This window comes from Pelagibacterium nitratireducens (assembly GCF_037044555.1).
In the GTDB taxonomy this organism is placed as follows: domain Bacteria; phylum Pseudomonadota; class Alphaproteobacteria; order Rhizobiales; family Devosiaceae; genus Pelagibacterium; species Pelagibacterium nitratireducens.
This window is the reverse complement of the sequence record NZ_CP146275.1, coordinates 1,345,572-1,368,468: the sequence shown is the minus strand read 5'-3', so window position 1 is coordinate 1,368,468 and position 22,897 is coordinate 1,345,572. Positions and strand designations below refer to the sequence as shown.

The following is a 22,897-nucleotide window of genomic DNA, read 5'->3' as shown; positions in this document are numbered from 1 at the left end:
GCAGGCACAGTTCCTCAAGGATAACACGGGTGATTTAAAGGCCGGCCCCGCTCACATAAAGCCCGACTTGAGCCAGCTGCCAACCTTGGCGAAATAGCCGTCCGATCCGGTCAGCTTCCGCGTCGGGCGCGGCTGGACATATTCGGCGCCGCACACCTGCGGATAGACGAGCATCCCCGCCACCGTGGCAAAGGCCGCGCCCTTGGCGCGATCGGGCAGCCCGGAAACCCCCAGCGGGCGTCCATTGCGCACATTGCGCGCCAGCATGCGCCGCGCCAGCTCGGGCAACCCGGTCAGATCCGAAGCCCCGCCGGTCAGAACGAACCGGCGCCCGGAAATATCCATCATCCCCGTCGCCTGCATCCGGTCGCGGATCGCTTCGAGAATTTCCTCGACGCGCGGCCGGATCACCCGCGTGAGCATCTCGCGCGAAATCGAATTGGGCGATTCATGGGAATTGGCCCCGATCGGCATGACCGTGATGACGTCGGTCTCGTCGGTCTGCCCCTGCAGGCATGACCCGTAGAGCGTCTTTAACCGCTCCGCATCGGCCACGCTCACCGAAAGCTGCCGCGCGATATCGAGCGTGATGTGATGCCCCCCAATGGCCAGCGCATCCGCATAGACCAGGTGGCCCTCATTGAACACCGACACCGTCGTCGTCGCTCCGCCCATGTCGATACAGGCAACGCCCAGATCGGCCTCGTCATCGACCAGTGTCGCCAGCCCCGACGCATAGGGCGTCGCCATCAGCGCTTCGACCTCGAGGTGGCATTTGTTGAGCGCGAGTTCGATATTGCGCATGGCCAGCGTTTCGGCCGAAATCACCGCAACGTCGACCCCTAGCGTCTCCCCCACCATGCCGCGCGGATCGCGCACGCCCTTCTGGCCGTCGAGCGCATAGCCTATGGGCAGCGCATGGATGATCGAGCGCTCGTCACGCACGCTGCGATCGTTGACGGCAATCAGCACCCGCGAAATGTCGCTCGGCTCGACCTCATGGCCATCGAGCGAAACACTCGCCGAAAAAGTTTCCGATCCCAGCCGCCCGGCGGTGACGTTTACCACCACCGACTGCACGGTAATCCCCGCGGCCCGCTCCGCCATGCCGACGACCGAGCGGATCGCCTGCTCGGCCTTGTCCAGATCGGTTACCACCCCGCTCTTGACCCCCGCAGAGGGTCCATAGCCGAACCCGATGATCTCTGCCATATGCGTGCGCCCGCGCAGTGCCCGGCCCTCGCGCGGCACCAGTCGCGCAATCACGCAACAGATCTTGGTCGAACCGATATCGAGCACGGTCACCAGAGATGACCGGCCCGGTTGCACCGGCTTGAGGCGCGCTGTCATCGCAGAGGTCATCATTGATCGTCTTCTTCTTCACGAACCGTGGGCCGCACGGCCACATATTGCGCAACGCGCATGTCGATCAGATCGAGGTCGCGCTGCAGAACCTGATAGTCGAGTTGATAGTCGTTGAGCCGGCCCAGCGCGTCGACAACCCCGGTTTCAGGCAGTTGCACGCGCAGGCCGGAATAAAAGATCAGATCCCAGCGCCGATCGGCCACACGGTTGAGCGCGGCCAGATCGAAGGTCAGGTCGGGATAGCGGTTGACCAGATTGATCATCGCCGCCGCATTGTCCCCGGCCCCTTCCCCGATCACCAGCGGCAACTCGCCATTTTCGACGCTGGCCGGAGCGATGGGCGCACCCGACGCATCGATCAGCATTGTCGCCCCATCGATCCGCCAGCGCGCCAGTGGCGCTTTCTCGGTGATCGAAACCAGCAGGCTGTCGGGATAGACCTTGCGGATCGTTGCCGAAGCGATCGACGGGATTTCCTCGACCCGCAGCCGCGCTTCGGCAATATCGAAGCCAAGGCTGGTCGACCCGCCCTCGATCCCCAACGCACGCGCCACATCGGCCTCCCGCGTCAGCGATAGCCCGTTGATCTCGATCTTCTCGATCCCGAACCCGGCATCGGCCATGTGCCCGGTCAAAACATTGCCGATCACCCCAAGGCCGTCCGACATCTCCTCCCGCATCACATAGCCGCCGATGGCAACGCACAAAACGATCATCAGCCCGATGACCCGCAGCGCGAGCTTTTTGTGCAGCACCCACCAATTGCCAAGAGAAACCAGTATCCCGCCGCGCCGGCGCACCGGCACAAGCCCGCGCCCGCCAACAAGGGCTGGCGAACGGTCGCGCGTCAACGGAGACAGGCTCGGGACCACCCGCAGGGCCGGACGTTCGATGCGGGGTGCGGGTGGCGCGAGAGGGCTGGAAGCGGGCACGGCCCCGATGACTTCCTTACGCCTCATCTGTTGCAACTTGCGTCCTCCACCATCCAGCTCACCAGCTCTTCGAACGAATGGCCGGCATGGGCCGCCAACTCCGGGACCAGCGAGGTTTTGGTCATCCCCGGCTGGGTATTGATTTCAAGGCACACAAGCTCGCCATCGTCGCCGCCGCGCGGGTCGTAGCGGAAGTCGCTCCGCGACACCCCACGACAGCCCAGGGCGGCATGCGCCTTCAGCGACATCTTCTGAACTTTTTCGTAAATTTTCGGTGAAACCTGCGCCGGCAACTCGTGTCGGGAGCCCCCATTCACGTATTTCGCCTCATAATTGTAGAATGCAAGGTCCGTGACGACCTCGATCACCCCCAACGCCACGTCACCCATCACCGCGCAGGTCAGCTCGCGCCCGGGGATGAACCGCTCCACCATCAACTCTTCATCACCATCCCAATCGGTGCGCAGAATTTCCTGCGGCGGATGCTCCTGGCCCTCCTTGACGATGAACACATTGACGCTCGAGCCGTCATTGTACGGCTTGACCACATAGGGCGGCGCCATCACATGGCTTTTGGCGATGGCGTCGCGCGTTGCGATCACATGATCGGTGACCGGCACCCCTGCCGATTTGAACATCACCTTGGCCTGATGCTTGTCCATGGCAACCGACGACGCCAGAACGCCCGAATGGGTGTAGGGAATGCCAAGAATTTCCAGCAACCCCTGAATGGTCCCATCCTCGCCGAACCGCCCATGCAGGGCATTGAACACGACGTCGGGCTTGAGCGCGCTCAGCACCGAGGCGATGTCGCGCTCCACGTCGATTTCACTCACTTCGTATCCGGCATTGCGCAACGCCTGCGCGCATTCGCCGCCCGAACTCAGCGACACCTCGCGTTCATGCGACCATCCGCCCTTGAGCACCGCAACATGTTTGGCCATTGGTTCGCCCCTTCCGGCTTGTTCAGGCTACGCCGGCAAAAACATCGCCGTCGAGAAACTCTTTGACTTCACGTCCCGGCGCGAAATGCCCCATCCGCCGGATTTCCCACACCAGCTCGACACCATGCGTTTGACGCACTCTGGCCCGCACCGTCTCCCCCAGCGTCTCGATCTCGTAGGCGCTCGCCGCGTCGAGATTGACGAGGAAATTGGTGTGCATTTCCGAAACCTGCGCATCCCCGATCCGCAATCCCCGGCACCCCGCCTCATCGACGAGCTTCCAGGCCGATTGCCCATCGGGGTTCTTGAAGGTCGATCCACCCGTGCGCGTATTGGTCGGCTGCGTGCTCTCGCGCCGCTCGGTGATCTCGCGCATCTTGGTCAGAATGTCCTCGCTGTCGCCGGAGAGCCCCTCGAACACCGCCGAGGTGAACACCACCCCCTCCGGCCCGTTCGACTTGCGATACTGATAGGCCATATCGGCATTGGTCAGCTCGATAATCTCGCCGTCCCGCGTCACGCCGCGCAGGCTGACCACCCGCTCTTTGGCTTCGGTGCCATAGCACCCCGCATTCATGTAAAGCGCGCCGCCGACCGCCCCGGGAATGCCCCGGAAAAACGCCAGTCCGTCGATTCCCGCCTTGGCCGCCGCCGTGGCGATCTTGACGTCGGGAAGCCCCGCCCCGGCCCGCACCCGATTGCCCTCCAGAACCTCGACCCTGCCGAACGCCTTGGCCGGCAGCTTGATGACCACTCCGTCGATACCCCCATCACGGATCAGAAGGTTCGAGCCCAGCCCGATCACCGTTACCTTGATTTCGGTAGGTAGATTCTTCAGAAACAGCGCCAGATCGGCCTCGTCCGCCGGCTCGAAATAGAGCTGCGCCGGCCCGCCCACGCGAAACCACACGGTCTTGGCCAGCGGATGATTGGGGCTCAGCTTGCCCCGCACATCCCCGATCCAGCCGGAAAACCGCGGCAGAAGGTCGGGAAAACTCATGCGCTGGCCCTGGACTTTCCGGCCAGTTCAGTTTCCAGTTCGCCCGGCAGCGCCGCTGCCCAGAGCGTTATGTTCCCCGCACCGAGGCACACGACATAATCGCCTGCCCCGGCCCGATCCGCGATCAGCCCCGCCAACTCTTCCGGCCCCGCAATCACCCGTGCATCGCGATGCCCACGCGCCCGGATCCGGTCCACCAGCTCGATATGGCTCACACCCTCGATCGGGGTTTCGCCCGCCGCATAGACCGGCGCCACCAGCACCGTATCGGCTTCGTTGAAACACGCCGAGAAATCGTCGAACAGATCGTTGAGCCGTGAATAGCGGTGCGGCTGCACCACGGCAATCACGTCGCGCTTGGTCGATTGTCGCGCCGCCCGCAGCACCGAGGAAATCTCGACCGGATGGTGCCCGTAATCGTCGATAATGGTGATCCCGCCAACTTCACCGGTCTTGGTGAACCGCCGCTTGACCCCACCGAACCCTTTCAGCCCCGCCCGGATCTGCGCGTCGGTGATCTTGAGTTCCTGCGCCACGGCAATCGCCGCTGTCGCATTGAGCACGTTGTGCATGCCCGGCATGGGCAGTTCCAGCGCATCGATGGTGCGCGTCTTGCCGCTGATCCGGTCCCGGACGATCACCGAAAACTTCGAAACCCCATTGTCGTTGACCACATCGATCAACCGCACATCGGCCTGCGGGTTGAGCCCATAGGTGATCATCCGCCGGTCCTCGATCTCGCCCACCAGCGCCTGCACCGTGGGGTGATCGAGGCACATCACGGCAAAACCGTAGAACGGTACGTTCTCGATGAAATTGCGGAACGCCTTCTTGACCCCCTCGAAGTCGTGATAATGATCGAGATGCTCGGCGTCGATATTGGTCACGACCGCGACATCGGCCGGCAGCTTGACGAAAGTGCCATCGCTTTCGTCGGCCTCGACAACCATCCAGTCGCCCTGCCCCAGCCGCGCATTGGTGCCATAGGCATTGATGATGCCGCCATTGATCACCGTCGGGTCGAACTGCCCCGCATCGAGCAGCGCCGCGACCATAGAGGTCGTCGTCGTCTTGCCGTGGGTGCCGCCGATGGCAATCGCGTTCTTGAACCGCATGATTTCGGCCAGCATCTCGGCCCGCCGCACGATGGGCAGCCCCTTGGCGCGGGCTTCTTTCAGTTCGGGATTGTCCTTCTTGATGGCCGAAGAGACGACGACAACCGCGGCATCGCCGATATTTTCGGCCTTCTGCCCCACCATCACTTCGATGCCCATGGCCTGCAGCCGCTGCACATTGGCATTCATCGACGCGTCCGAACCGCGCACCGTGTAGCGCTGGGTGTGCAGCACTTCGGCAATGCCGCTCATCCCGATCCCGCCAATGCCGATGAAGTGCACAGGCCCGATATCGCGTGGCATCTTGGTGTTCATGACTGTCCTTTGGCGGTTTGCTCGACGAGATCGGCCAGCCGTTCAACGGCATCGGGCATGCCCACCGACAGGGCGGCCGAAGCTGCTGCCCGAAGGCGATCCGGAGCGTTCAAGAGTTCGTGAAGCTGGGTGGCAAGAGATTGCGGTGAAAGCGTGGCCTGATCGAAGACCCACGCGCCCCCGGCCTTTTCCATCACCAGCGCATTGGCCTTCTGGTCCTGATCGAGCGATCCGGGCAGCGGAATCAGGATGGAGGGCCGCCCCAGGGCGGCCAATTCTGCAATCGTTGAAGCCCCTGCCCGCCCGATCACCAGATGGCTCGAAACGATACGTTCGGGCAAATCGGTGAAAAACCCGGCAAGTTCCACGTTGACCCGCGCCGCGCGGTAGGCTTCCGCCACCCGGTCGAGGTCTTCCTCCCGGCATTGCTGGGTGACGACCAGCCGCCGCCGCAAGGGCTCGTCGAGCTCCGCAATCGCCGCCGGCACGATGTCGGAAAACGCCCGCGCACCCTGGCTGCCACCGAACACCAGAAGATTGATCGGCCCGTCTTCGGCAAGCGCCGGATAGCTCATTCCGGCAATCGCCCGAACTCTGTCGCGCACCGGATTGCCCACCAGCACCTTGTCGAGCTTGAATTTGTCGGCATGCGCCGTCTGCGCAAAGCTCATGGCCAGCACTTTTGCGAACCGCGCCAACGCCCGGTTGGCCCGCCCCATCACCGCATTCTGCTCGTGCAGGATGCCAGGAATGCGCAGCACCGATGCTGCAAGAAACGGCGGAAAGCAGGGATACCCCCCGAAACCGACCACCGCTGCCGGCTTGATCTCGCGCAAGACGCCAATGGCCGTTCCGGTCCCGCCCAGTATTGTGAACCCCGCTTTGAGGAACTTTATCGGATTGCGGATAGAGGGCGTGGCAGCGGGCACCACATGAATGCCGCTTGCAGGAAATTCCGCCCCGTAATGGCTGACCCGTTCGTCGGTCACCAGATGAATTTCATGCCCACGCCGGCGCAGTTCCTGCGCCAGCGCCATGGCTGGAAAAAGATGTCCGCCCGTCCCCCCGGCCATCAATGCAAATGTACTCATATCAACCTGTTGTTCGGTGCGCTGGAGCGCGTCCAGCAAAAGTGAAAACGGTTTTGCGGTTCGGACGCGCGACAAAACAAAAGACCTGGATCAAGTCCGCGATTCAAGGAAAAGCGGACTTGATCCAAGGCGCGACCAGTTCAGCGTTTGCCCGGCACGCCCGGATGATCCAGGGCGCTGCGGATCGGCAGGCCGGTGGCAAAGGTTTCTTCGGGCTTTCGCCGCGTGAGCGCCAGCAATAGACCCATGGACAGCCCAATCGCAATCATTGAGGTGCCGCCATACGAAACGAAGGGCAGCGTCATGCCCTTGGGCGGGATGAGATTGAGATTGACGGTCAGGTTGAACGCCGACTGCACACCGAACTGAATGGCCAGCGCGCTCGCCGCCAGCCGATTGAACAGGTTTTGCTGCCGCATCGCCAGGTTGAGCGCCCGGATGACGATAAAGGCAATCAGTCCCACCAGCATCAGGCAGAACAGGATGCCGAACTCGCTGGCCCCGGCCGCGAACACAAAGTCGGCATGGGCGTCCGGCAGATAGCGGCGCGCGATTCCCTCGCCCGGTCCCATTCCGAACCATCCCCCCTCGAGCAGCGATTCGAGCGCCCGCTCGGCCTGATAATTGTCTCCGGTCTCGGGGTTGATGAAGGCATCGATACGCCGCGCCACATGCGGAAAAACGGTATAGGCCAGAACCAGCAGACCGATCGCCGCCAGCCCCAACACCCCGATCACCAGCCAGGAAATGCCCGACAAAAACAGCAACCCGCCATAAACCACGGCAACAAGGATGGTCTGTCCCACGTCGGGTTGGAGCAGCAGCAGCCCCACCACCAGCCCGGTCGCCCCCATGGCAAGCCAATGGCCGGGCACATCCTTTCGCTTCATCTGTTCGGAGATGAACCAGGCCGACATCACGGCCAGGGCCGGCTTGACGAATTCGATGGGCTGAAGCGATTGCCCCATGAACGAAATCCAGCGCCGGGCGCCCTTGACCTCGACGCCGTAACGCAGCGTCAGCGCCAGAAGCACAACACCTCCCACCAGCGTGACCAACCCGATGACCCGCGCCCAGCGCGCGTTGACCAGCGAGGCCAGAAACACCGCGGCCAGGGCCGGAATGCAGAATATCACGTGCCGCTGGGTAAAATGCCACGGCCCCAACCCGATCCGCTCGGCCACCGGCGGGCTCGCCGCAAAGCTCAAGAGCACCCCGAACCCCATCAGCGCAATCAGCGCAAACAGCAATTCCCGATCCACCGTCCACCACCATTCGGCGATGGGCGTCTTTCGCTCGCGGGAGAACCAGGCGGAAATGGCGGTCACGGGGATACTCCGGTACGCAGGGAGGGCACAAAATTGCAGAATGCGAAATTACCACCCCAGTGGTTACCATTTCGCAACCATGATGCCCTGGCCCGAAAACTTATCCCCGCCCCATCACCCCCGTGCCATTGTTCCCGCACGGCCGCACCAGAGACGAGGATGCATACGAGCTTCCGGTGAGGGCGGGATTGGAGAAGGGGGAGCATGGGTCCGAGCCTTAGGACCGCATCGGCCCTCGGGCACTTCGATCCCATCCGACAGGCCGATCCGGGTTCCATGCGGGTCGCCGCAGGGAAGGCCCAAAGCGGACGGATGGCCGGGCGAGGATGGGAGTCCACGTCGTACTCCCGAAAGGGAGAGGGGCACCGACGGGAGGTTGGCAGGGAAAGTGGGCACCGGATTCCCGGTTCGCCAACCGACCCACTAAAAATGCCAATATCCCGGACGACAAACCCCAGCCCGAGACACCGCCATAAGCCCAAAACCCCGGATGCGTGGGGCGATGATCGCTTCATATAAAAACTAGATCATGCGGAGCGTTCATCGCCCCATGCCGTCTATCTAATTCAGCAAGCCGAGGCGATATCGCCGTCGGAGGTTTTCGCCTGCCTCGACGAAAGACCGCGCCCATGGATCGGGAGAAGATGTCAGCGCAGCTTCAGCGAGCTCAACCCGATCAGCGCCAGCACCATCGCTATAATCCAGAACCGGATGACGATCTGGCTCTCGGTCCAGCCCAGATGCTCGAAATGGTGGTGAATGGGCGCCATCTTGAACACCCGCTTGCCCGTCAGCCGGAACGAAACCACCTGCACGATCACCGACACCGCCTCGAGAACGAACAGCCCGCCCACGATGGCCATGACCAACTCGTGCTTGGTGGCCACAGCAATGGTCCCCAGCGCGCCGCCCAGCGACAGCGAGCCCGTATCGCCCATGATGATCTGGGCCGGCGGTGCGTTGAACCACAAGAACCCCAGCCCCGCTCCGATCAGCGCGCCGCACACGATCGACAACTCGCCCGTGCCCGGCACGAAATTGAGAAACAGATAATCGGAATAAACCTGGTTGCCCACCAGATAGGCGATCAGCCCGAACGCCGAGGCCGCGATCATCACCGGCACGATGGCCAACCCATCCAGACCGTCGGTCAGATTGACCGCATTGCCCGCGCCAACGATCACGAAGGCGCCGAAGATAAAGAAGAACAACCCCAGGTTGAGCGCCAGATCCTTGACGAACGGCAGCAGCAGCGCGTTCTCGTACCCTGCCGGTGCCTGGCTGGCGATGATGATACATGCCGCAATGGCAATCACCGACTCGATGGCCAGCCGCGCCCTGCCCCCGAAACCCTTGTGGTTCTGGTGCTTGACCTTGAGATAGTCGTCATAAAACCCGACCAGCCCGAACCCGGTCGTCACCAGCAGCACGGCCCAGACATACATGTTGGACAGGTCCGCCCAGAGCAGGATCGAAACCAGCGCACCAGAAAGGATCATCAACCCGCCCATTGTGGGCTTGCCCTTCTTGGTCAAAAGGTGGCTCTGCGGGCCGTCCTCGCGGATCGGCTGCCCCTTGCCCTGCCGGATGCGCAGCGAATTGACCATACCCGGGCCGAACAGGAACACGAAGAACAGCGCCGTGATGATCGCGCCGCCCGTCCTGAACGAGAGATAGCGGAACACGTTAAAGACCGGAAAGGCGTCAGCAAACTGCTGCAGGAAATAGAGCATGGGATACCGTCTGTGCCTTTACCTTTTTACGCCGAACCGGTCTCGGATCCGGGCCACCAAAGCGCCCAGCTTCACGCCGTTCGATCCCTTGAGCATAACTGAGTCGCCCGGTGCAAGCGTTTCCAAAACAGCGTCGGCAATCTCGTCCACACCCTGTGCCCGCCCCGCAACAAGCGCCGCTGGCAAAGCGTCGGCCAGTTTGGCCATATGCTCTCCCACCAGAAACACCCGGTCCGGCCTTGCCGCCACCACAGAATCGGCAAGCGCGGTGTGATAATCGGCCGACGCCGCGCCCAGCTCACGCATGTCCCCGAGCACCAGAACCCGCCGTCCCGGCGCCGGCATCTGCGCGAACACCTCCAGCGCCGCGCGCATCGACGTGGGATTGGCGTTGTAGCTCTCGTCGATCAGCCGGATCGGATTGCCGGGATCGCCAAGCAAAGCCGCCGCGCCGCGCCCCTCGGGCGCGCCGTGGGAAGCAAGCGCCGCAAGCGATTTCTCCACATCACCGCCAACCGCCCGCGCAGCAAGCAATGCCGCGACAGCATTGGCCAGCATGTGCCGCCCCGCCGTCGCAATCGCAACCTCGAACGAGAGCCCGTGGCCCTCGATATGCCCGGTCGCTCCGCCCTGCGTCGCCCGATAGTTCGATATCGTCACATCGCCGGTGGCAAACCCATAGGTCATCGTGGACAGCCCGGCAGCCGCCGCTGCCGTCGTCAACCGCTCCACATGCCTATGATCGGTTCCGATGATCGCCCGACCATCCGGTTCCACACCGGAAAAAATCTCCGCCTTGGCATCGGCAATTGCCGCCTCGGAGGCAAAAAATTCGAGATGAGCCGGCGCCACGGTGGTCACCACCGCCACATGCGGGCGAACCAGTTTTGAAAGTGGTGTGATCTCCCCTGCCGCGCTCATGCCGATCTCGAACACACCATATTCGGTGTCGGCTGGCATCCGCGCCAACATCAGCGGCACACCCCAATGATTGTTGAAGCTCCTGATCGAGGCATGGGTCCTGCCATTGGCCTCCAGCGCCACGCGAAGAGCTTCCTTGGTCGAGGTTTTCCCCACGCTTCCGGTGACCGCTATGATGGATGCCTTTGATCGGGAACGGGAAAATGCCGCCATTCCATACAGTCCCGCCAACGCGTCCTCGGCAACGATCAGCGGCAGCCCCGACAAAGCCTCGGCCCTGTCCCTGCTCACCAGCGCAGCGACCGCACCCGCCTTTATGGCTTCGGCAACGAAATCATGCCCGTCGAAATTTTCGCCCCGGATGGCAACGAACAGCGCGCCGGGGGCAAGCTCGCGCGAATCTATGGAAATCGAAGAAACGCGATCGGCAGCCACATCGCGGGCTTCCCCACCGGCTGCCGCCAAGATCTCATCGATGCCATAGAGCGCGGACACTGACAGCCTCAGTCCTCAAAGGCCGCGCGCACGACCTCGTGGTCGGAAAAATGGTGCTTTGTCTTGCCCACGATCTGGTAGTCCTCATGTCCCTTGCCGGCGACCAGAATAACGTCCTCTGCGCCCATTTCGGCAATTGCATGACCGATCGCTTCGGCCCGATCGGCAATCTCCAGGGCTTCCGGTACCGCAGCAAGGATTTGCGCGCGGATCGCACCGGCATCTTCGGTGCGCGGATTGTCGTCGGTCACGATCACCCGATCGGCCAGGCGTTGAGCCACTTCGCCCATCTGTGGGCGCTTGCCGGGATCGCGGTCCCCGCCGCACCCGAACACAACGGTCAGCCGACCCTTGGCAAAGGGCCGCAGTGCCACCAGCGCATTTTCCAGCGCATCGGGCGTATGTGCATAATCCACAAACACCGCCGCTTCGCCACGCTGGGCGACCTTCTCCAACCGCCCCTTGGCGCCCTTGATGGTCTCGAGCGCCTTGATGGCATCGCCATTGGCAACTCCGGTCGCCATCGCCAACCCGGCGGCAACCACCGCGTTGTCGACCTGAAACCGCCCGACCAGAGGCAGAAGAAATTCCATTGGCTCGCCCACCAGCTTGCCTTTGATCCGCTGCCCGAACCCCTCGCTTTCAACGCTCTCGACGTCGATATGAGCCCCGCCCTCTCCGACCGTGAAGACCGTCGCACCCTTGTCGAGGGCCGCGAACATGAAGGGCATCCCCTCCTCGTTCTCGGCATCGACGACGGCGGTGGCATTACCATCGATCAGATCGCGGAACAGCCGCAGTTTGGCGTCGCGATAGGCATCGACGGTCTCATGATAATCGAGATGGTCGCGGCTGAGATTGGTGAAGGCCACGGCGGTAAACTTCACCCCGTCCAACCGGCGCTGATGGAGCCCGTGGCTGGAGGCCTCCAGCGCGACATGATCGATGCCGTCCGCTTTGAGCTGCGCCAGAATTTTGTGCAAGGACAGCGAGTCGGGTGTCGTCAGTTCACCGGGAATGTGTTCTTCGCCAACCATCAGCCCCAACGTTCCAAGGCTCGCTCCCCTTATGCCCGCATAAGCCCAGATCTGGCGCAGAAAGGAGACAACCGAGGTCTTGCCGTTCGTCCCGGTTACTGCAGCGCAGATGGCCGGTTGCGGCCCGCAAAAATTCGCGGCTGCGATGGCATAGGCGGCCCGCACATCTTCGACCATGACAACCGGGATGCCCGGATCTGCCTGTGGCGCCGTATCGGTGACCATGGCCACAGCGCCCCGGCCCGCCGCATCCTGGGCATAGATATTTCCATGCCCCCGCGCGCCGGGCAGCGCAAAGAACACATCGCCTTGCCCGATCAGCCGGCTGTCGGCATTCAGCCCGCCGATGGCGATATCGGGCACGTCTCCCGCCCCGGCGGCCCGGTGCACAATATCGGTAAGCTTATGCGGCAAAATCACGTCCCCCATTGTCCGCCAAATATATCAGAACCCGGTAAACTCGGCCCCGTTGCGGAGCTGGACGGGAACCAGTTGCGCGTCGATTTGCGGTCCCAAGATGGGTTGGATGCCCAGCATCGGTGCGATGCGCTTGACGATACGGGCCGACATTTGCCCTGCGTTCCAACCCGCGGTCCGACCCGACTGCGCGTTTTCGGCCTGCGGTTCATCTACAAAAATAATCAGCGCATATCTAGGATCGTCGAGTGGAAAGGCCGAGGAAAAGAAGGCAGTGACCAGACTGCTCGAATACTGGCCGTCGACAACTTTCTCCGCCGTGCCCGTCTTGCCGCCCCAGCGATAGCCGTCGGCAATCTTGTTGCCCGTGCTGCCCGAACCCACCACCCCGTTCAAGCGCATCAGATAACGCAGATAGTCGCTTGTCTGCGCGGAGATAACCTGGGTCGATCCGGTCATTGCCTCCTGTTCGGTGCGCGGAAACAGCGTGGCGTCCATCAGATGCCCACCATTCACCAGCGCCGCGGTTGCCGTCAGCATCTGCAGCGGCGTTACGCTGAGCCCATGCCCGAACGACGCCGTAGCGGCACCCACCTCGGAAAAGTTCGCCGGAATGGAGGACCGGGTCACCTCGGGCAGCTCGATTTGCGGGGCGCCCTCCAGTCCCATCCGTGTCAGAAAAGCCCGGAAATTGTCCTTGCCCAGCGCCTGCATGATCCGGATCGTGCCGATATTGGACGAATACCGGAACACTTCGGGTACCGAGAGCATGCGATACTGTCCGTGAAAATCCTCGATCGTATAGCGCCCGAACCGCACCCCGAACCGGGCATCGATGGTGTCGGTGAGTCGAACGGCACCCGCGTCCAGCGCGGCGGCAAACGTAATCGGTTTGAAGATCGAACCCACCTCGAACTTGGCGGCAGTCAATCGATTGAATCGCCCTTCCTCGAGCATGGTGCCGGGATTGTTGGGATCGAAGTCGGGAAGGGAGGCCATGGCGATGATCTCGCCGGTCCGCACATCCATGATCGCCCCACCGGCCGCAATCGCCTGATAGCGCTCCATCGAGCTCACCAGTTCTTCGTGCAGAATGCTCTGCACGCGCAAATCCATGGCAAGATTGACCGGAGTCAGCGCGCTGTCGCGGGCAAGACCAAGATTTTGCAGCAGAGCCAGATTGTCGTCATCAAGGTGCTTTTCGACGCCGGCAATCCCGACATTGTCGATATTGACCGCACCCATCACGTGCGCGGCCACAGTCCCGCCGGGATAGAACCGTTTGCTTTCTTCAAGGAAATCGAGCCCCGGAATACCGAGCCGCATGATCCGGTCGCGTTGGGCAGGAGTCAACTCCCGCGCCACCCACACAAACCCCTTGTCTCCCGTCAACCGGTCGCGCAGCCAGGCGCTGTCGAGATTGGGCAGAACTGTCAGGATCGCGTCAGCGGCCTCATCGACATCGATAATGCGCCGTGGCTCGGCAAAAAGAGAGGGCACGCGGATGTCGACGGCCATCTCCAGACCGTTTCGGTCCAGGATCGCCGGGCGCGATGCCATGATCGCGTCGCGGGTCTGACCCTCGATTGTGGTATCGACCTCGACATTGCCCAGCCAGATCAGCCGCCCGAACATCACCGAAAACACGATAAGAACAAACGCCATGGCCCAGCGGATGCGCGCGCCGGTCAGATTGCCCCGCGCCTTGCGGGTACCGTCAATGGAAATCGTTTCCGGGGTAACCGCACTCATAGCAAGCCCTCCAGGAGGGAACCGATCGGATCTTCACCCGCCTCGATGGTTTCAAACAGGGCATCAAGGGATTCGGTGTCGAGCCGCTGCTGCGGCCGCATAGGCAAATCGGCGAAGCTGGCAAACTGTGTTGCCTCGGCAACCTGCAGATTCAAGACGTCGTTGTGACGATCGACGATCGGCTGAATATGGGTCGGCTGGTTGAGATAGGCCCAATCGGCCTTGAGGATAGAAAGATCGGCCTGCTGCTGGGCAATAGCGCTCTCGATGCGCCCGATTTCCTCGGCGGTCAGTTCGGCCATATGCTTTTGCGAATAGACGGCAACAACCGCAATAACGGCGACGACGCCGAGAAAGATGTTAAGATGCTGGAGGAACCTGCTCATGCAGCACCTCGCCTGAAACCAGGCACGCCCAGTCCCGCAATCTGTTCCGGCCGCGCCGCAATTGCCGTCCGCACGCCGCTGCGCAGGGTGGCAGACCGCGCCCGCGGGTTGCGTCCCACCTCGTCCTTGCCGGCCTTCACTGCCTTGCGCACAGGTGCCCAGCAGGCCTCGATCGGCGCCGAATATGGCAGGTGCCGCGATTGAGGTGCCGCTGTCTTGGTCTGATCGAAAAACCGTTTGACGATCCGGTCCTCCAGCGAATGGAAGGTCACCACCGCCAGCCGCCCACCTTCGGGCAGGATACGTTCGGCAGCAAAAAGCGCAGCGACCAATTGGTCGAACTCGCCATTGACCGCGATCCGCAGGCCCTGGAATGTCCGTGTCGCCGGATGCGGACCGCCCGGCTTGCGCCCGACGGCCTTTTCAATGAGTTCCGCCAGCGCCAGCGTATCGGTGATCGGCGCGCTCTTTCGCGCTTCGACGATGGCCTTTGCGATACGGCGCGAAGCCCGCTCTTCACCGAAAGCAAAGATCAGATTGCCCAGATCGGTTTCGCTCAGCGTGTTGACCAGATCGGCCGCCGTTTCGCCCTCTTGTCCCATCCGCATGTCGAGCGGACCCGATCGCATGAACGAAAAGCCGCGCTCGGCCTGATCAAGCTGCATCGAGCTCACCCCGATATCGAGCACCACGCCATCGACCTGCCGTTCGCCGACCAGAGTATCGAGCTCGGAAAACGGCCCGGCAATAAATACGAAGCGGTCGGGAAACTCGCTCGTGAGCGCATCTGCGAACGGCGCCACGCTCGGGTCGCGATCGATCCCGATCACATGCGCACCCTCTTTAAGCAGCGCCCGCGAATAACCGCCTGCCCCGAACGTGCCATCGACGATGCGCGCGCCATCGAGCGGCGCAAGCGCTGTCAGCACCTCGCTCAGCAACACCGATTCATGAGAGGATTGTGGCTCGCCCATCTGGTCAGATACTCGCGCCCGGCGCTCCTTGGGCCAGCCGAGGATTTCGGCCGGTACTCAAAACTAAAACAAGTGGCATTGTTCCACTTTGAGCAGATTGCATCCCAGTCTTTAAGATTTTGTTTCCCAAACCGGTTTGGAGGCACAAAGAACGGGCAAAACGGTCACCAGTTGACCTGTAAGCCGGGTTCTGTAGGGCCCGCGCCGAAACGCGGACGTGGCGACCATTCATCTGGGAACCCCATTGCTGGAGCCCTCATGCAACCAACCCGGACGACAAGCCGTGAAAACGCGGCCGAGGCATGCCTCCATCGTCCCTATTCGGTCTTGCTCCCGGTGGGGTTTACCGTGCGGCCCCTGTTGCCAGGCACCCGGTGCGCTCTTACCGCACCCTTTCACCCTTACCCCGGACAGGTCCGGGGCGGTTTGCTTTCTGTGGCACTTTCCCTGGGGTCGCCCCCGCCGGGCGTTACCCGGCACCGTGTTCTCATGGAGCCCGGACTTTCCTCTGCTCACGCAGCGGCCGCCCGGTCAACTGGTGACTGGCTGATGTAGGGTGCTCATGGTGAGATGGTCAAGTCGATTGAGGGGAGACCAGTGCCGGGCGCTTGCCCCGTGCACGGGTTACATCGCGATAGGCCGTGTTGATCGACGCCATCTTGGCCGACGCCAGCCCCATCAATTCCTCGGGCACGCCCTTGGCGATCATCCGATCGGGATGGTGTTCGGCCACAAGCCGTCGATAGGCCCGGCGCAATTCATCGTCGGTGACGTCCGGCGCCAGCCCAAGCACGGCATAAGGATCGCGATTCCCCGTGGGCAGCAGCACGTGCTGGGACGCGATCTGCTCGAAACGTACGGAATCGAACCCGAAAATCTCACTTACCGCTTCGAGATAGGCCATTTCGTCGCCATGCACGAACCCGTCTGCCGTCGCGATCTCGAACAGCGCATCGAGCACATGCTCGAGCGTCGCCGGGCTATCGGCAAACAGCTTGCGCACCTTGCGCGCATAGCTGTCGAACCCGGCCACGTCCTGCTGGGCAAGTGCGAAAAACCGATCCACATGCGCGTCGGCGCCTTCAGGAATATCGACAAGTGTATGAAACGTGCTGACTTCGCGCCGGCTTACCACCCCGTCAGCAACCGCCATCTTGGCTGAAAGCGCGATAATCGACATGGTGAACGCCGCCTCGCGGCCACCCGGCGCCCAATTGTCGGGATCCAGAATGCTCGCGATACCGCCAGCCAGCCCGGTTCCCTGCGAGAACGAGCCAAGGAGCGCTGCGATTTGCTGCCAGATCGACATGACCGTGTCCCGTGCGAACCTCTGCCCAAGGTGTTTATCGTCCGCAGCAATCGGGCACAAGCAAGACAGCGTCCAGGTCATGCGTCAATACGCCCGACCAGTGCATCTATTCGTAAACGAAGCCGAACGGGTTGTTCTGCGGAACCTGCTGGCGGCGCTGGATGGTAACGCGGCTGTTCAGCGCCGGCACCTGTTCTTCATAGACCCACAGGATTTCCCCGTTCGGGCCGACAACACCGACCAGTTCATCCTGCTCGGAACTGCTGCCGATGCGCGGATCGTATCCGCTGTCCGGGCCGGTCAGCGGCGCCAGCGTCTGCGTATCGGGAGGGACCAGAAAGCCCGGAGCCGAAACCTGTGAATTCCGGTTGGGCGCACCGGCCGCTCGCGCTATGGCATCGTAGTCGATGCCGGTCGTCTCCTGCTGGGACACACCGAGCCCCTCCGGGCGCGGGAGAGGGCGCGGCGGCTCGATTGCTGCCATCTCGGCAGCGCTCGTTTCGGTCTGCGGGGCCGGATCGCTTGTGGTCTGGGCCTCTGCGGGCGTTGACGCCACAGTCCGATCAACGGCGGGACGGTCCTCACCCAGGGGCCTCCCGTTTACAGTCACCATTGGACCGTGCGTCGCTTCGCCCGCCCGATCCCGTTCCGCCTGCGGCACCACGGGGAAGCCGGCGCTTTCGACAATCCGGTCGGCGGCAGTCACCTCGCGATCTGCATTTTCCGTTGGCCCTTCGGGTGCAGCGACAAAGCCGGCGCCCGGCTCGTGCTGCAAGGCAGCACCGCCGACCGCGCCTATTATCAATACCAGCATCGCGCCCGACGCCAAGGGTCTAGAGAGCATCATTTCTGCGTTCCAATCGGCCCATTTGGCCATGTGCCCCCACACAACCCATCTCTTCCTCCCTGAAAATGGCAGCAGTTTGGTGAATGGGACCTGAAGGCCCTCTCGTGCGCTGCGTTCTCAGGGACGAATGCCGAGCAATCGTGCCAGCGCCAGCACCAGATTGGAGCGGTTGAGCGTATAGAAGTGGAATTCGGTTATCCCCGAATCAAGCAATTCGGTCACCTGCTCGGCGGCAACGGCAGCCGCCACCAGCGCATGGGTTTCCGGGTCATCGTCGAGCCCGTCGAACCGGTCGGCCAGCCATTGCGGGATCGAAGCACCGCAACGGTCCGCAAATCCCGCGATCTGCCGGAAACTGTGGATGGGCTGGATTCCGGGAACGATCGGCGCGGTTATCCCTGCCTTGTGCGCCCGTTCCACGAACCGCCAGTAATCGCCGTTCTCGAAAAACATCTGGGTGATCGCTCGGTCCGCGCCGGCATCGAGCTTGCGCTTGAGATTGTCGATATCGGCGTCCCAGTCCGCACTCTGCGGGTGCTTTTCGGGATAGGCAGCGACCGAAATATCGAAATCGCCCAGCTTTCGGATCCCACCAACGAGATCGGCCGCACTGTTGTACCCATCCGGATGCGGAGTAAAGGCATGCCCCACTCCCTCGGGTGGATCGCCACGCAGCGCAACGATCCGCCTGACCCCAGCCTGGGCGTAGCCGCGAACCACGTCATCGACTTCGTCGCGCGTCGCACCCACGCAGGTCAGATGCGCAGCCGCGGGAACGCCGGTCTCATTGGTGATCCGCGATACCATGCGAAGCGTACGCTCACGGGTCGAGCCACCCGCGCCATAGGTCACCGAAACGAAACGCGGTCCAAGCGGAGCGAGCCGGTCAAGGCTCGCCCAGAATCTTTCCTCCATGACATCGGTCTTGGGCGGGAAGAACTCAAAGCTCACCGAAATGTCGGGACGTCCCTCTCCTGGCTGACGGCTCAGCCGGCTTTCGCCTGTCGCAGACACCACGATCAGACTCCTTTCGTAGTGTTTGGTTTTATGGTTTCGAGCACCCAAAGGCACACGGTCAGTCCATCGTCACGGGCGGGAGGGAAACTGCGGCACGAAGCAACATCGAGCCCCGCCGCGCGCACCCACAACATCATCTGTTCCTGAGACATACCGAGCCGGCGATGTGCCTGTTCAGTGCGCAGAAACTCTAGATCGTGCGGCGCAAAGTCGACGATCAGCATCCGTCCATTGGGTTTGAGGCAGTGCGCAGCGTGAGCGATCGCAATCGAAGGGTCATCGAAATAATGGAGCACCTGATGCAGCATCACCAGATCGCCCGATTGGTGATAGTCGTCCAACTCGGTGATGTTCCCGAGCCTCACCTGCGCCTTTTCGATACCTTCAGCATCGAGCTTGGCCCGCGCCACCGAAAGCATCTCGCGACTTGAATCCAGCCCGATGCCTTCGCGGTATTTTCCGTCCAGAAGCTCGAGCATTCGCCCGGTTCCTGTCCCCAGATCGAGAAACATATCGACCGGTTCCTGCCCAGCCGCTTCAACGATAGCTGTTTCCAGGGCGGAATCGGCCACATGCAGGCTGCGCAATTTATCCCAGCTCTGGGCAATCGTGGCGAAATAGGCGGCAGCGCGTTCCTGTTGCGCGGCACGCAATCCGGACAGTTTTTCCAGGTCCCGCCGCAATTCTGCAGCGTCAGTGTCCAGATGCTCCATCAGCCATTCGGCCAGCGCCCCACTGGTCTTGTCGCGATTGAGCCGATAATAGGCCCACGCTCCCTCGGCGTGCCGCGTGACGAGCCCGGAATCGGCCAGCAATTTGAGATGACGGGAAATGCGCGGCTGACTTTGTCCAAGGATTTCGGTAAAATCCTTGACCGACAACTCGCCCTGAACGAGAAGCGCAAGCAGACGCATGCGGGTGACTTCACCCGCCGCCTTCAAGAGCAAGACGATGTCCTGCGGTTGCCGCATCCTGTCCCAACCTGTAAAAATGGTTGGGACATAAAGATATCTTTATATCATTACTGTCAAGGCTGGCCAGACTCAGGCCACCGCTTCTTCCTGCCGGCGGCGAAAGGAATGAGACCGCCACAGATCGAAAATACCCGACGCTTCGTCCTCGCTCAACGCCTCATAGCGCTTGCGCACATTGACGATATCGGCGCGGCTCGGCAGGTCGCGCCACGGCAACACTGCAACCACAGCCTCAAACAGATCGGCATCGAGCCCGATGGCGCGCGCCGCAACCGTAAAGGCGACGTAGTCCTGCATCGCCAGCCATTTGACGACGATCTCGGGGCGCACCTCGAGCAGCATCGTCAGCCCCGCAGCCGTATGATGGCCATAGCCAAACCGGGTAAACCGATGCAGCGCCTTAAGATCGAACCGGCGACGGTCGGCCAGCGCCTTCACCTGGTTCCAGGCCAGTTTCCATTCCTGAGAGGAAAAGCCGGCCTGGTTCTTGATGCGATTATACACAACCGCCTGCACCCGCGAGGCCGTCGCCGGATTCTCCGCGCGTGAAAAAATGCCGATGCCTTCGAGCGCTGCCATGCCGGCGGTCGAGACCTCGGCCCGCACCTCGGACCAGTCGATGTCCTTGCGCCCCCGAAGCAATTTGGCAAACGCTTCATTCTCAAGCGCGCGCTGTGCGATCCTGTCGACCGTGCGATGGGTGATCTCGGCCCGTGTATTGCTCAGCAATTGCGTGACGGAGGGCTCGGCGCCGAACGTGGCAATGGCTTCACCGACGCGTCCAGCCAGCCCTTTGCGGCTCGCGATCGCCATCCGATGGGATTCCGAACGCTGTTCGATAATATCGATCAGGTCATCGTCCGAAAGCACCTGAGAGAATTCGAGAAGCGATGCCGCGACTTCGATAACGTCGTTGGCGAGCCTGAGCACGACCGAACCGGGTGCTCTCTCGAGTGGCGCCAGCAGTTTGGCGACGTGCTCGCGCGCCTCCACCTCGACGATATCGGCCAGCTGACACAGCACCTCGTCATACTGCGCGACCTGCTCGTCATCGCACCTGTCCGAAACATAGGAGAACAACTGTGCCAGATTGCGGATCAGATGATCGCGCTCGCCTGCGTCGGCCTCGCCGTTCAGAACCCTGAAATTCGCGAACGCCCGCACGCTTTCAATTGCTTCGGTCATGTTGTTCTCCCCGGCTGGTTGCCGCATGTCGGGTCAACCTATCGGGTGCGCCTTTTCGGCCCACTGAATTCATCGCGGGAAATTTGAATAAAAGGCTAAGTATTTTTCCCTACCCACCAAAAAGGGCCCGGCTCTGTCGAGTCGGACCCCCAAAAATCTGGCGAGAGCCGGAACGCTATTCTGCAGCAGAGATCGCCGCAGCACGATCCTCCTTGCCTGCTGCAAGCGCTGCACGAACACCGGCGCCATAATCGGGATGGACCTGATCGAACAGCTTGCACTGGCGTTCCTTGATCTCATCGGGCGCATCGCCCATCGCCGCGGCGATGTTTGAAAACAGACGCTGCTTCTGGCCCTCGTCGAACAGATTGAACAGAGCCCGCGGCTGGCCGAAATCATCATTGCCTTCGCGGTGATTGTACCGATCGGCATCGCCCGAAATCTTGAGCGGGGGCTCCTGGGTCGATTTGTCCTCGGCCGGGCCGCTAAAGCTGTTGGGCTCGTAGTAGGCGTCCGGGTTGCCTGTCTTGATCCCGCCGTAGAAATTCATCTGCCCATCGCGGTGATAGTGATGAACCGGGCACTTCGGTGCATTGACCGGAAGCGCCTCGTAGTGGGTGCCCAGACGATAGCGGTGCGCATCGGCGTAGGAGAACACGCGTGCCTGCAGCATCTTGTCGGGCGAATGCCCGATCCCCGGCACGATGTTGGACGGCGAAAACGCAACCTGTTCGATCTCTGAGAAATAATTCTCGGCATTGCGGTTCAGCTCGAGCACACCGATCTCGATCGGCGGATATTCGGCGTGCGGCCATACCTTGGTGAGGTCGAACGGATTGTAGGAGGTCTTTTCCGCATCTGCCTCGGGCATGATCTGCACCTGAACGGTCCACTTGGGGAATTCACCCTTCTCGATCGAACCGAACAGCTCTTCCTGATAGCTCTCGCGAGTCGAACCGATGACCTTCTCGGCTTCTTCATTGGTGTAGTGCTTGTGCCCCTGCTGGGTCTTGAAGTGGAACTTCACCCAGAACCGCTCACCGGCATCGTTCCAGAACGAATAGGTGTGGCTGCCGTACCCGTTCATGAACATCGGCGCCACCGGCAGGCCGCGATCACTCATCAGGATCGTCACCTGGTGCAGGCTTTCAGGCGAAAGCGACCAGAAATCCCACATTGCCGTCGCCGAGCGCAGATTGGTCTTGGGATGGCGCTTCTGGGTGTGAATGAAGTCGGGGAACTTGAGCGGATCACGCACGAAAAACACCGGCGTGTTGTTGCCCACGAGGTCCCAATTGCCCTCTTCGGTGTAGAACTTGATGGCAAAGCCGCGCACGTCACGCTCTGCGTCCGCAGCGCCCAATTCGCCAGCAACTGTCGAAAACCGCAGGATCAGCGGCGTTTCCGAACCCGGCTGCAGCGCCTTGGCGCGCGTATATTTGGAGATGTCACCAGTGATCTTGAGCGTACCGTGAGCGCCCCAGCCCTTGGCATGCACCACGCGCTCGGGAATCCGCTCGCGGTTCTGGTGCGCCAGCTTTTCGATCAGCTGATAATCCTGCATCAGCACCGGGCCGCGCGGCCCGGCGGTGATCGAATTCTGGTTGTCGGGAACCGGCGCCCCGGCGCTGGTCGTCATTGTCGGTTTGTCGGACATGAGGCCTCCTAGTTTGTATCGATTCTAAAGAGATGGCCTTTCCTACCCCCAGCGTGACAATCATGCAAATTGATAAAACTGACACTCATGATAAGATTGCCTT

Annotated in this window: 19 protein-coding genes and 1 other RNA gene; all 20 read right to left on the bottom strand. The window is 61.8% G+C overall.

Going from position 1 to position 22,897, the window contains the following annotated elements:
- Positions 1-51 precede the first annotated feature (51 nt).
- On the bottom strand, positions 52-1,365 hold the full coding sequence (gene ftsA, locus V6617_RS06825) for a cell division protein FtsA (protein WP_338609930.1): 1,314 nt from the start codon (positions 1,363-1,365) through the stop codon (positions 52-54).
- A complete protein-coding gene (locus V6617_RS06820; protein ID WP_338609928.1) occupies positions 1,362-2,324 on the bottom strand; it encodes a cell division protein FtsQ/DivIB in 963 nt (320 codons plus the stop codon). Before V6617_RS06820 ends, ftsA begins: the two co-directional genes overlap by 4 nt.
- Positions 2,321-3,241 carry a D-alanine--D-alanine ligase gene (locus tag V6617_RS06815; RefSeq protein WP_338609926.1) on the bottom strand — a complete coding sequence of 307 codons (921 nt, stop codon included), beginning with the start codon at positions 3,239-3,241 and terminating at the stop codon, positions 2,321-2,323. The genes V6617_RS06820 and V6617_RS06815 overlap by 4 nt, the downstream gene beginning before the upstream one ends.
- 22 nt (positions 3,242-3,263) lie before the next feature.
- On the bottom strand, positions 3,264-4,241 hold the full coding sequence (murB, locus tag V6617_RS06810) for a UDP-N-acetylmuramate dehydrogenase (protein ID WP_338609924.1): 978 nt from the start codon (positions 4,239-4,241) through the stop codon (positions 3,264-3,266).
- Positions 4,238-5,671, bottom strand: a complete 1,434-nt coding sequence (murC, locus tag V6617_RS06805; protein ID WP_338609923.1) for a UDP-N-acetylmuramate--L-alanine ligase — start codon at positions 5,669-5,671, stop codon at positions 4,238-4,240. Before murC ends, murB begins: the two co-directional genes overlap by 4 nt.
- Positions 5,668-6,762, bottom strand: coding sequence for an undecaprenyldiphospho-muramoylpentapeptide beta-N-acetylglucosaminyltransferase (gene murG, locus V6617_RS06800; RefSeq protein WP_338609922.1), 1,095 nt, complete (start codon positions 6,760-6,762; stop codon positions 5,668-5,670). Before murG ends, murC begins: the two co-directional genes overlap by 4 nt.
- A gap of 140 nt (positions 6,763-6,902) precedes the next feature.
- Positions 6,903-8,090, bottom strand: a complete 1,188-nt coding sequence (locus V6617_RS06795; protein ID WP_338609921.1) for a putative peptidoglycan glycosyltransferase FtsW — start codon at positions 8,088-8,090, stop codon at positions 6,903-6,905.
- A 647-nt stretch (positions 8,091-8,737) separates the two neighbouring features.
- Positions 8,738-9,823: a phospho-N-acetylmuramoyl-pentapeptide-transferase gene (mraY, locus tag V6617_RS06790; protein ID WP_338609919.1), complete on the bottom strand. Its 1,086-nt coding sequence runs from the start codon at positions 9,821-9,823 to the stop codon at positions 8,738-8,740.
- Between the two features lie 18 nt (positions 9,824-9,841).
- The gene (locus V6617_RS06785) at positions 9,842-11,239 is read right to left on the bottom strand and encodes a UDP-N-acetylmuramoyl-tripeptide--D-alanyl-D-alanine ligase (RefSeq protein ID WP_338609918.1); all 1,398 of its coding nucleotides are present in this window, start codon (positions 11,237-11,239) and stop codon (positions 9,842-9,844) included.
- Between the two features lie 8 nt (positions 11,240-11,247).
- Positions 11,248-12,690, bottom strand: coding sequence for a UDP-N-acetylmuramoyl-L-alanyl-D-glutamate--2,6-diaminopimelate ligase (locus tag V6617_RS06780; RefSeq protein WP_338609916.1), 1,443 nt, complete (start codon positions 12,688-12,690; stop codon positions 11,248-11,250).
- 30 nt (positions 12,691-12,720) lie between these two features.
- On the bottom strand, positions 12,721-14,445 hold the full coding sequence (locus V6617_RS06775; protein WP_338609914.1) for a penicillin-binding protein 2: 1,725 nt from the start codon (positions 14,443-14,445) through the stop codon (positions 12,721-12,723).
- Complete coding sequence (gene ftsL, locus V6617_RS06770; protein WP_338609913.1) at positions 14,442-14,831, bottom strand: cell division protein FtsL; 390 nt, start codon at positions 14,829-14,831, stop codon at positions 14,442-14,444. Before ftsL ends, V6617_RS06775 begins: the two co-directional genes overlap by 4 nt.
- Positions 14,828-15,805, bottom strand: coding sequence for a 16S rRNA (cytosine(1402)-N(4))-methyltransferase RsmH (gene rsmH, locus V6617_RS06765; RefSeq protein ID WP_338609912.1), 978 nt, complete (start codon positions 15,803-15,805; stop codon positions 14,828-14,830). Before rsmH ends, ftsL begins: the two co-directional genes overlap by 4 nt.
- A gap of 163 nt (positions 15,806-15,968) precedes the next feature.
- An RNA gene (gene rnpB, locus V6617_RS06760) (RNase P RNA component class A) lies at positions 15,969-16,344 on the bottom strand.
- A 35-nt stretch (positions 16,345-16,379) separates the two neighbouring features.
- Complete coding sequence (locus V6617_RS06755; protein ID WP_338609911.1) at positions 16,380-17,114, bottom strand: DnaJ family molecular chaperone; 735 nt, start codon at positions 17,112-17,114, stop codon at positions 16,380-16,382.
- A 106-nt stretch (positions 17,115-17,220) separates the two neighbouring features.
- Entirely contained in the window at positions 17,221-17,961 is a 741-nt protein-coding gene (locus V6617_RS06750) for a hypothetical protein (RefSeq protein WP_338609910.1), read from the bottom strand.
- A gap of 117 nt (positions 17,962-18,078) precedes the next feature.
- Positions 18,079-18,978, bottom strand: coding sequence for a methylenetetrahydrofolate reductase [NAD(P)H] (gene metF, locus V6617_RS06745; RefSeq protein ID WP_338609908.1), 900 nt, complete (start codon positions 18,976-18,978; stop codon positions 18,079-18,081).
- 2 nt (positions 18,979-18,980) lie between these two features.
- A complete protein-coding gene (locus V6617_RS06740) occupies positions 18,981-19,949 on the bottom strand; it encodes a metalloregulator ArsR/SmtB family transcription factor (protein ID WP_338609907.1) in 969 nt (322 codons plus the stop codon).
- A 72-nt stretch (positions 19,950-20,021) separates the two neighbouring features.
- A complete protein-coding gene (locus V6617_RS06735; protein WP_338609906.1) occupies positions 20,022-21,137 on the bottom strand; it encodes a DUF2336 domain-containing protein in 1,116 nt (371 codons plus the stop codon).
- A gap of 175 nt (positions 21,138-21,312) precedes the next feature.
- Positions 21,313-22,794 (bottom strand): catalase KatA, encoded by a 1,482-nt coding sequence (gene katA / locus V6617_RS06730; protein ID WP_338609905.1) that lies wholly within the window; start codon positions 22,792-22,794, stop codon positions 21,313-21,315.
- Positions 22,795-22,897: the final 103 nt, after the last annotated feature.

Excerpts from the sequence above, each read along its gene's own strand:
- mraY (WP_338609919.1), bottom strand. The coding sequence starts at position 9,823 with ATGCTCTATTTCCTGCAGCAGTTTGCTGACGCCTTTCCGGTCTTTAAC.
- V6617_RS06750 (WP_338609910.1), bottom strand. The coding sequence starts at position 17,961 with ATGATGCTCTCTAGACCCTTGGCGTCGGGCGCGATGCTGGTATTGATA.
- V6617_RS06755 (WP_338609911.1), bottom strand. The coding sequence starts at position 17,114 with ATGTCGATCTGGCAGCAAATCGCAGCGCTCCTTGGCTCGTTCTCGCAG.
- V6617_RS06740 (WP_338609907.1), bottom strand. The coding sequence starts at position 19,949 with ATGCGGCAACCGCAGGACATCGTCTTGCTCTTGAAGGCGGCGGGTGAA.
- murG (WP_338609922.1), bottom strand. The coding sequence starts at position 6,762 with ATGAGTACATTTGCATTGATGGCCGGGGGGACGGGCGGACATCTTTTT.
- V6617_RS06820 (WP_338609928.1), bottom strand. The coding sequence starts at position 2,324 with ATGAGGCGTAAGGAAGTCATCGGGGCCGTGCCCGCTTCCAGCCCTCTC.
- ftsL (WP_338609913.1), bottom strand. The coding sequence starts at position 14,831 with ATGAGCAGGTTCCTCCAGCATCTTAACATCTTTCTCGGCGTCGTCGCC.
- murB (WP_338609924.1), bottom strand. The coding sequence starts at position 4,241 with ATGAGTTTTCCCGACCTTCTGCCGCGGTTTTCCGGCTGGATCGGGGAT.
- V6617_RS06815 (WP_338609926.1), bottom strand. The coding sequence starts at position 3,241 with ATGGCCAAACATGTTGCGGTGCTCAAGGGCGGATGGTCGCATGAACGC.
- V6617_RS06775 (WP_338609914.1), bottom strand. The coding sequence starts at position 14,445 with ATGAGTGCGGTTACCCCGGAAACGATTTCCATTGACGGTACCCGCAAG.
- rsmH (WP_338609912.1), bottom strand. The coding sequence starts at position 15,805 with ATGGGCGAGCCACAATCCTCTCATGAATCGGTGTTGCTGAGCGAGGTG.
- katA (WP_338609905.1), bottom strand. The coding sequence starts at position 22,794 with ATGTCCGACAAACCGACAATGACGACCAGCGCCGGGGCGCCGGTTCCC.
- murC (WP_338609923.1), bottom strand. The coding sequence starts at position 5,671 with ATGAACACCAAGATGCCACGCGATATCGGGCCTGTGCACTTCATCGGC.
- V6617_RS06735 (WP_338609906.1), bottom strand. The coding sequence starts at position 21,137 with ATGACCGAAGCAATTGAAAGCGTGCGGGCGTTCGCGAATTTCAGGGTT.
- ftsA (WP_338609930.1), bottom strand. The coding sequence starts at position 1,365 with ATGATGACCTCTGCGATGACAGCGCGCCTCAAGCCGGTGCAACCGGGC.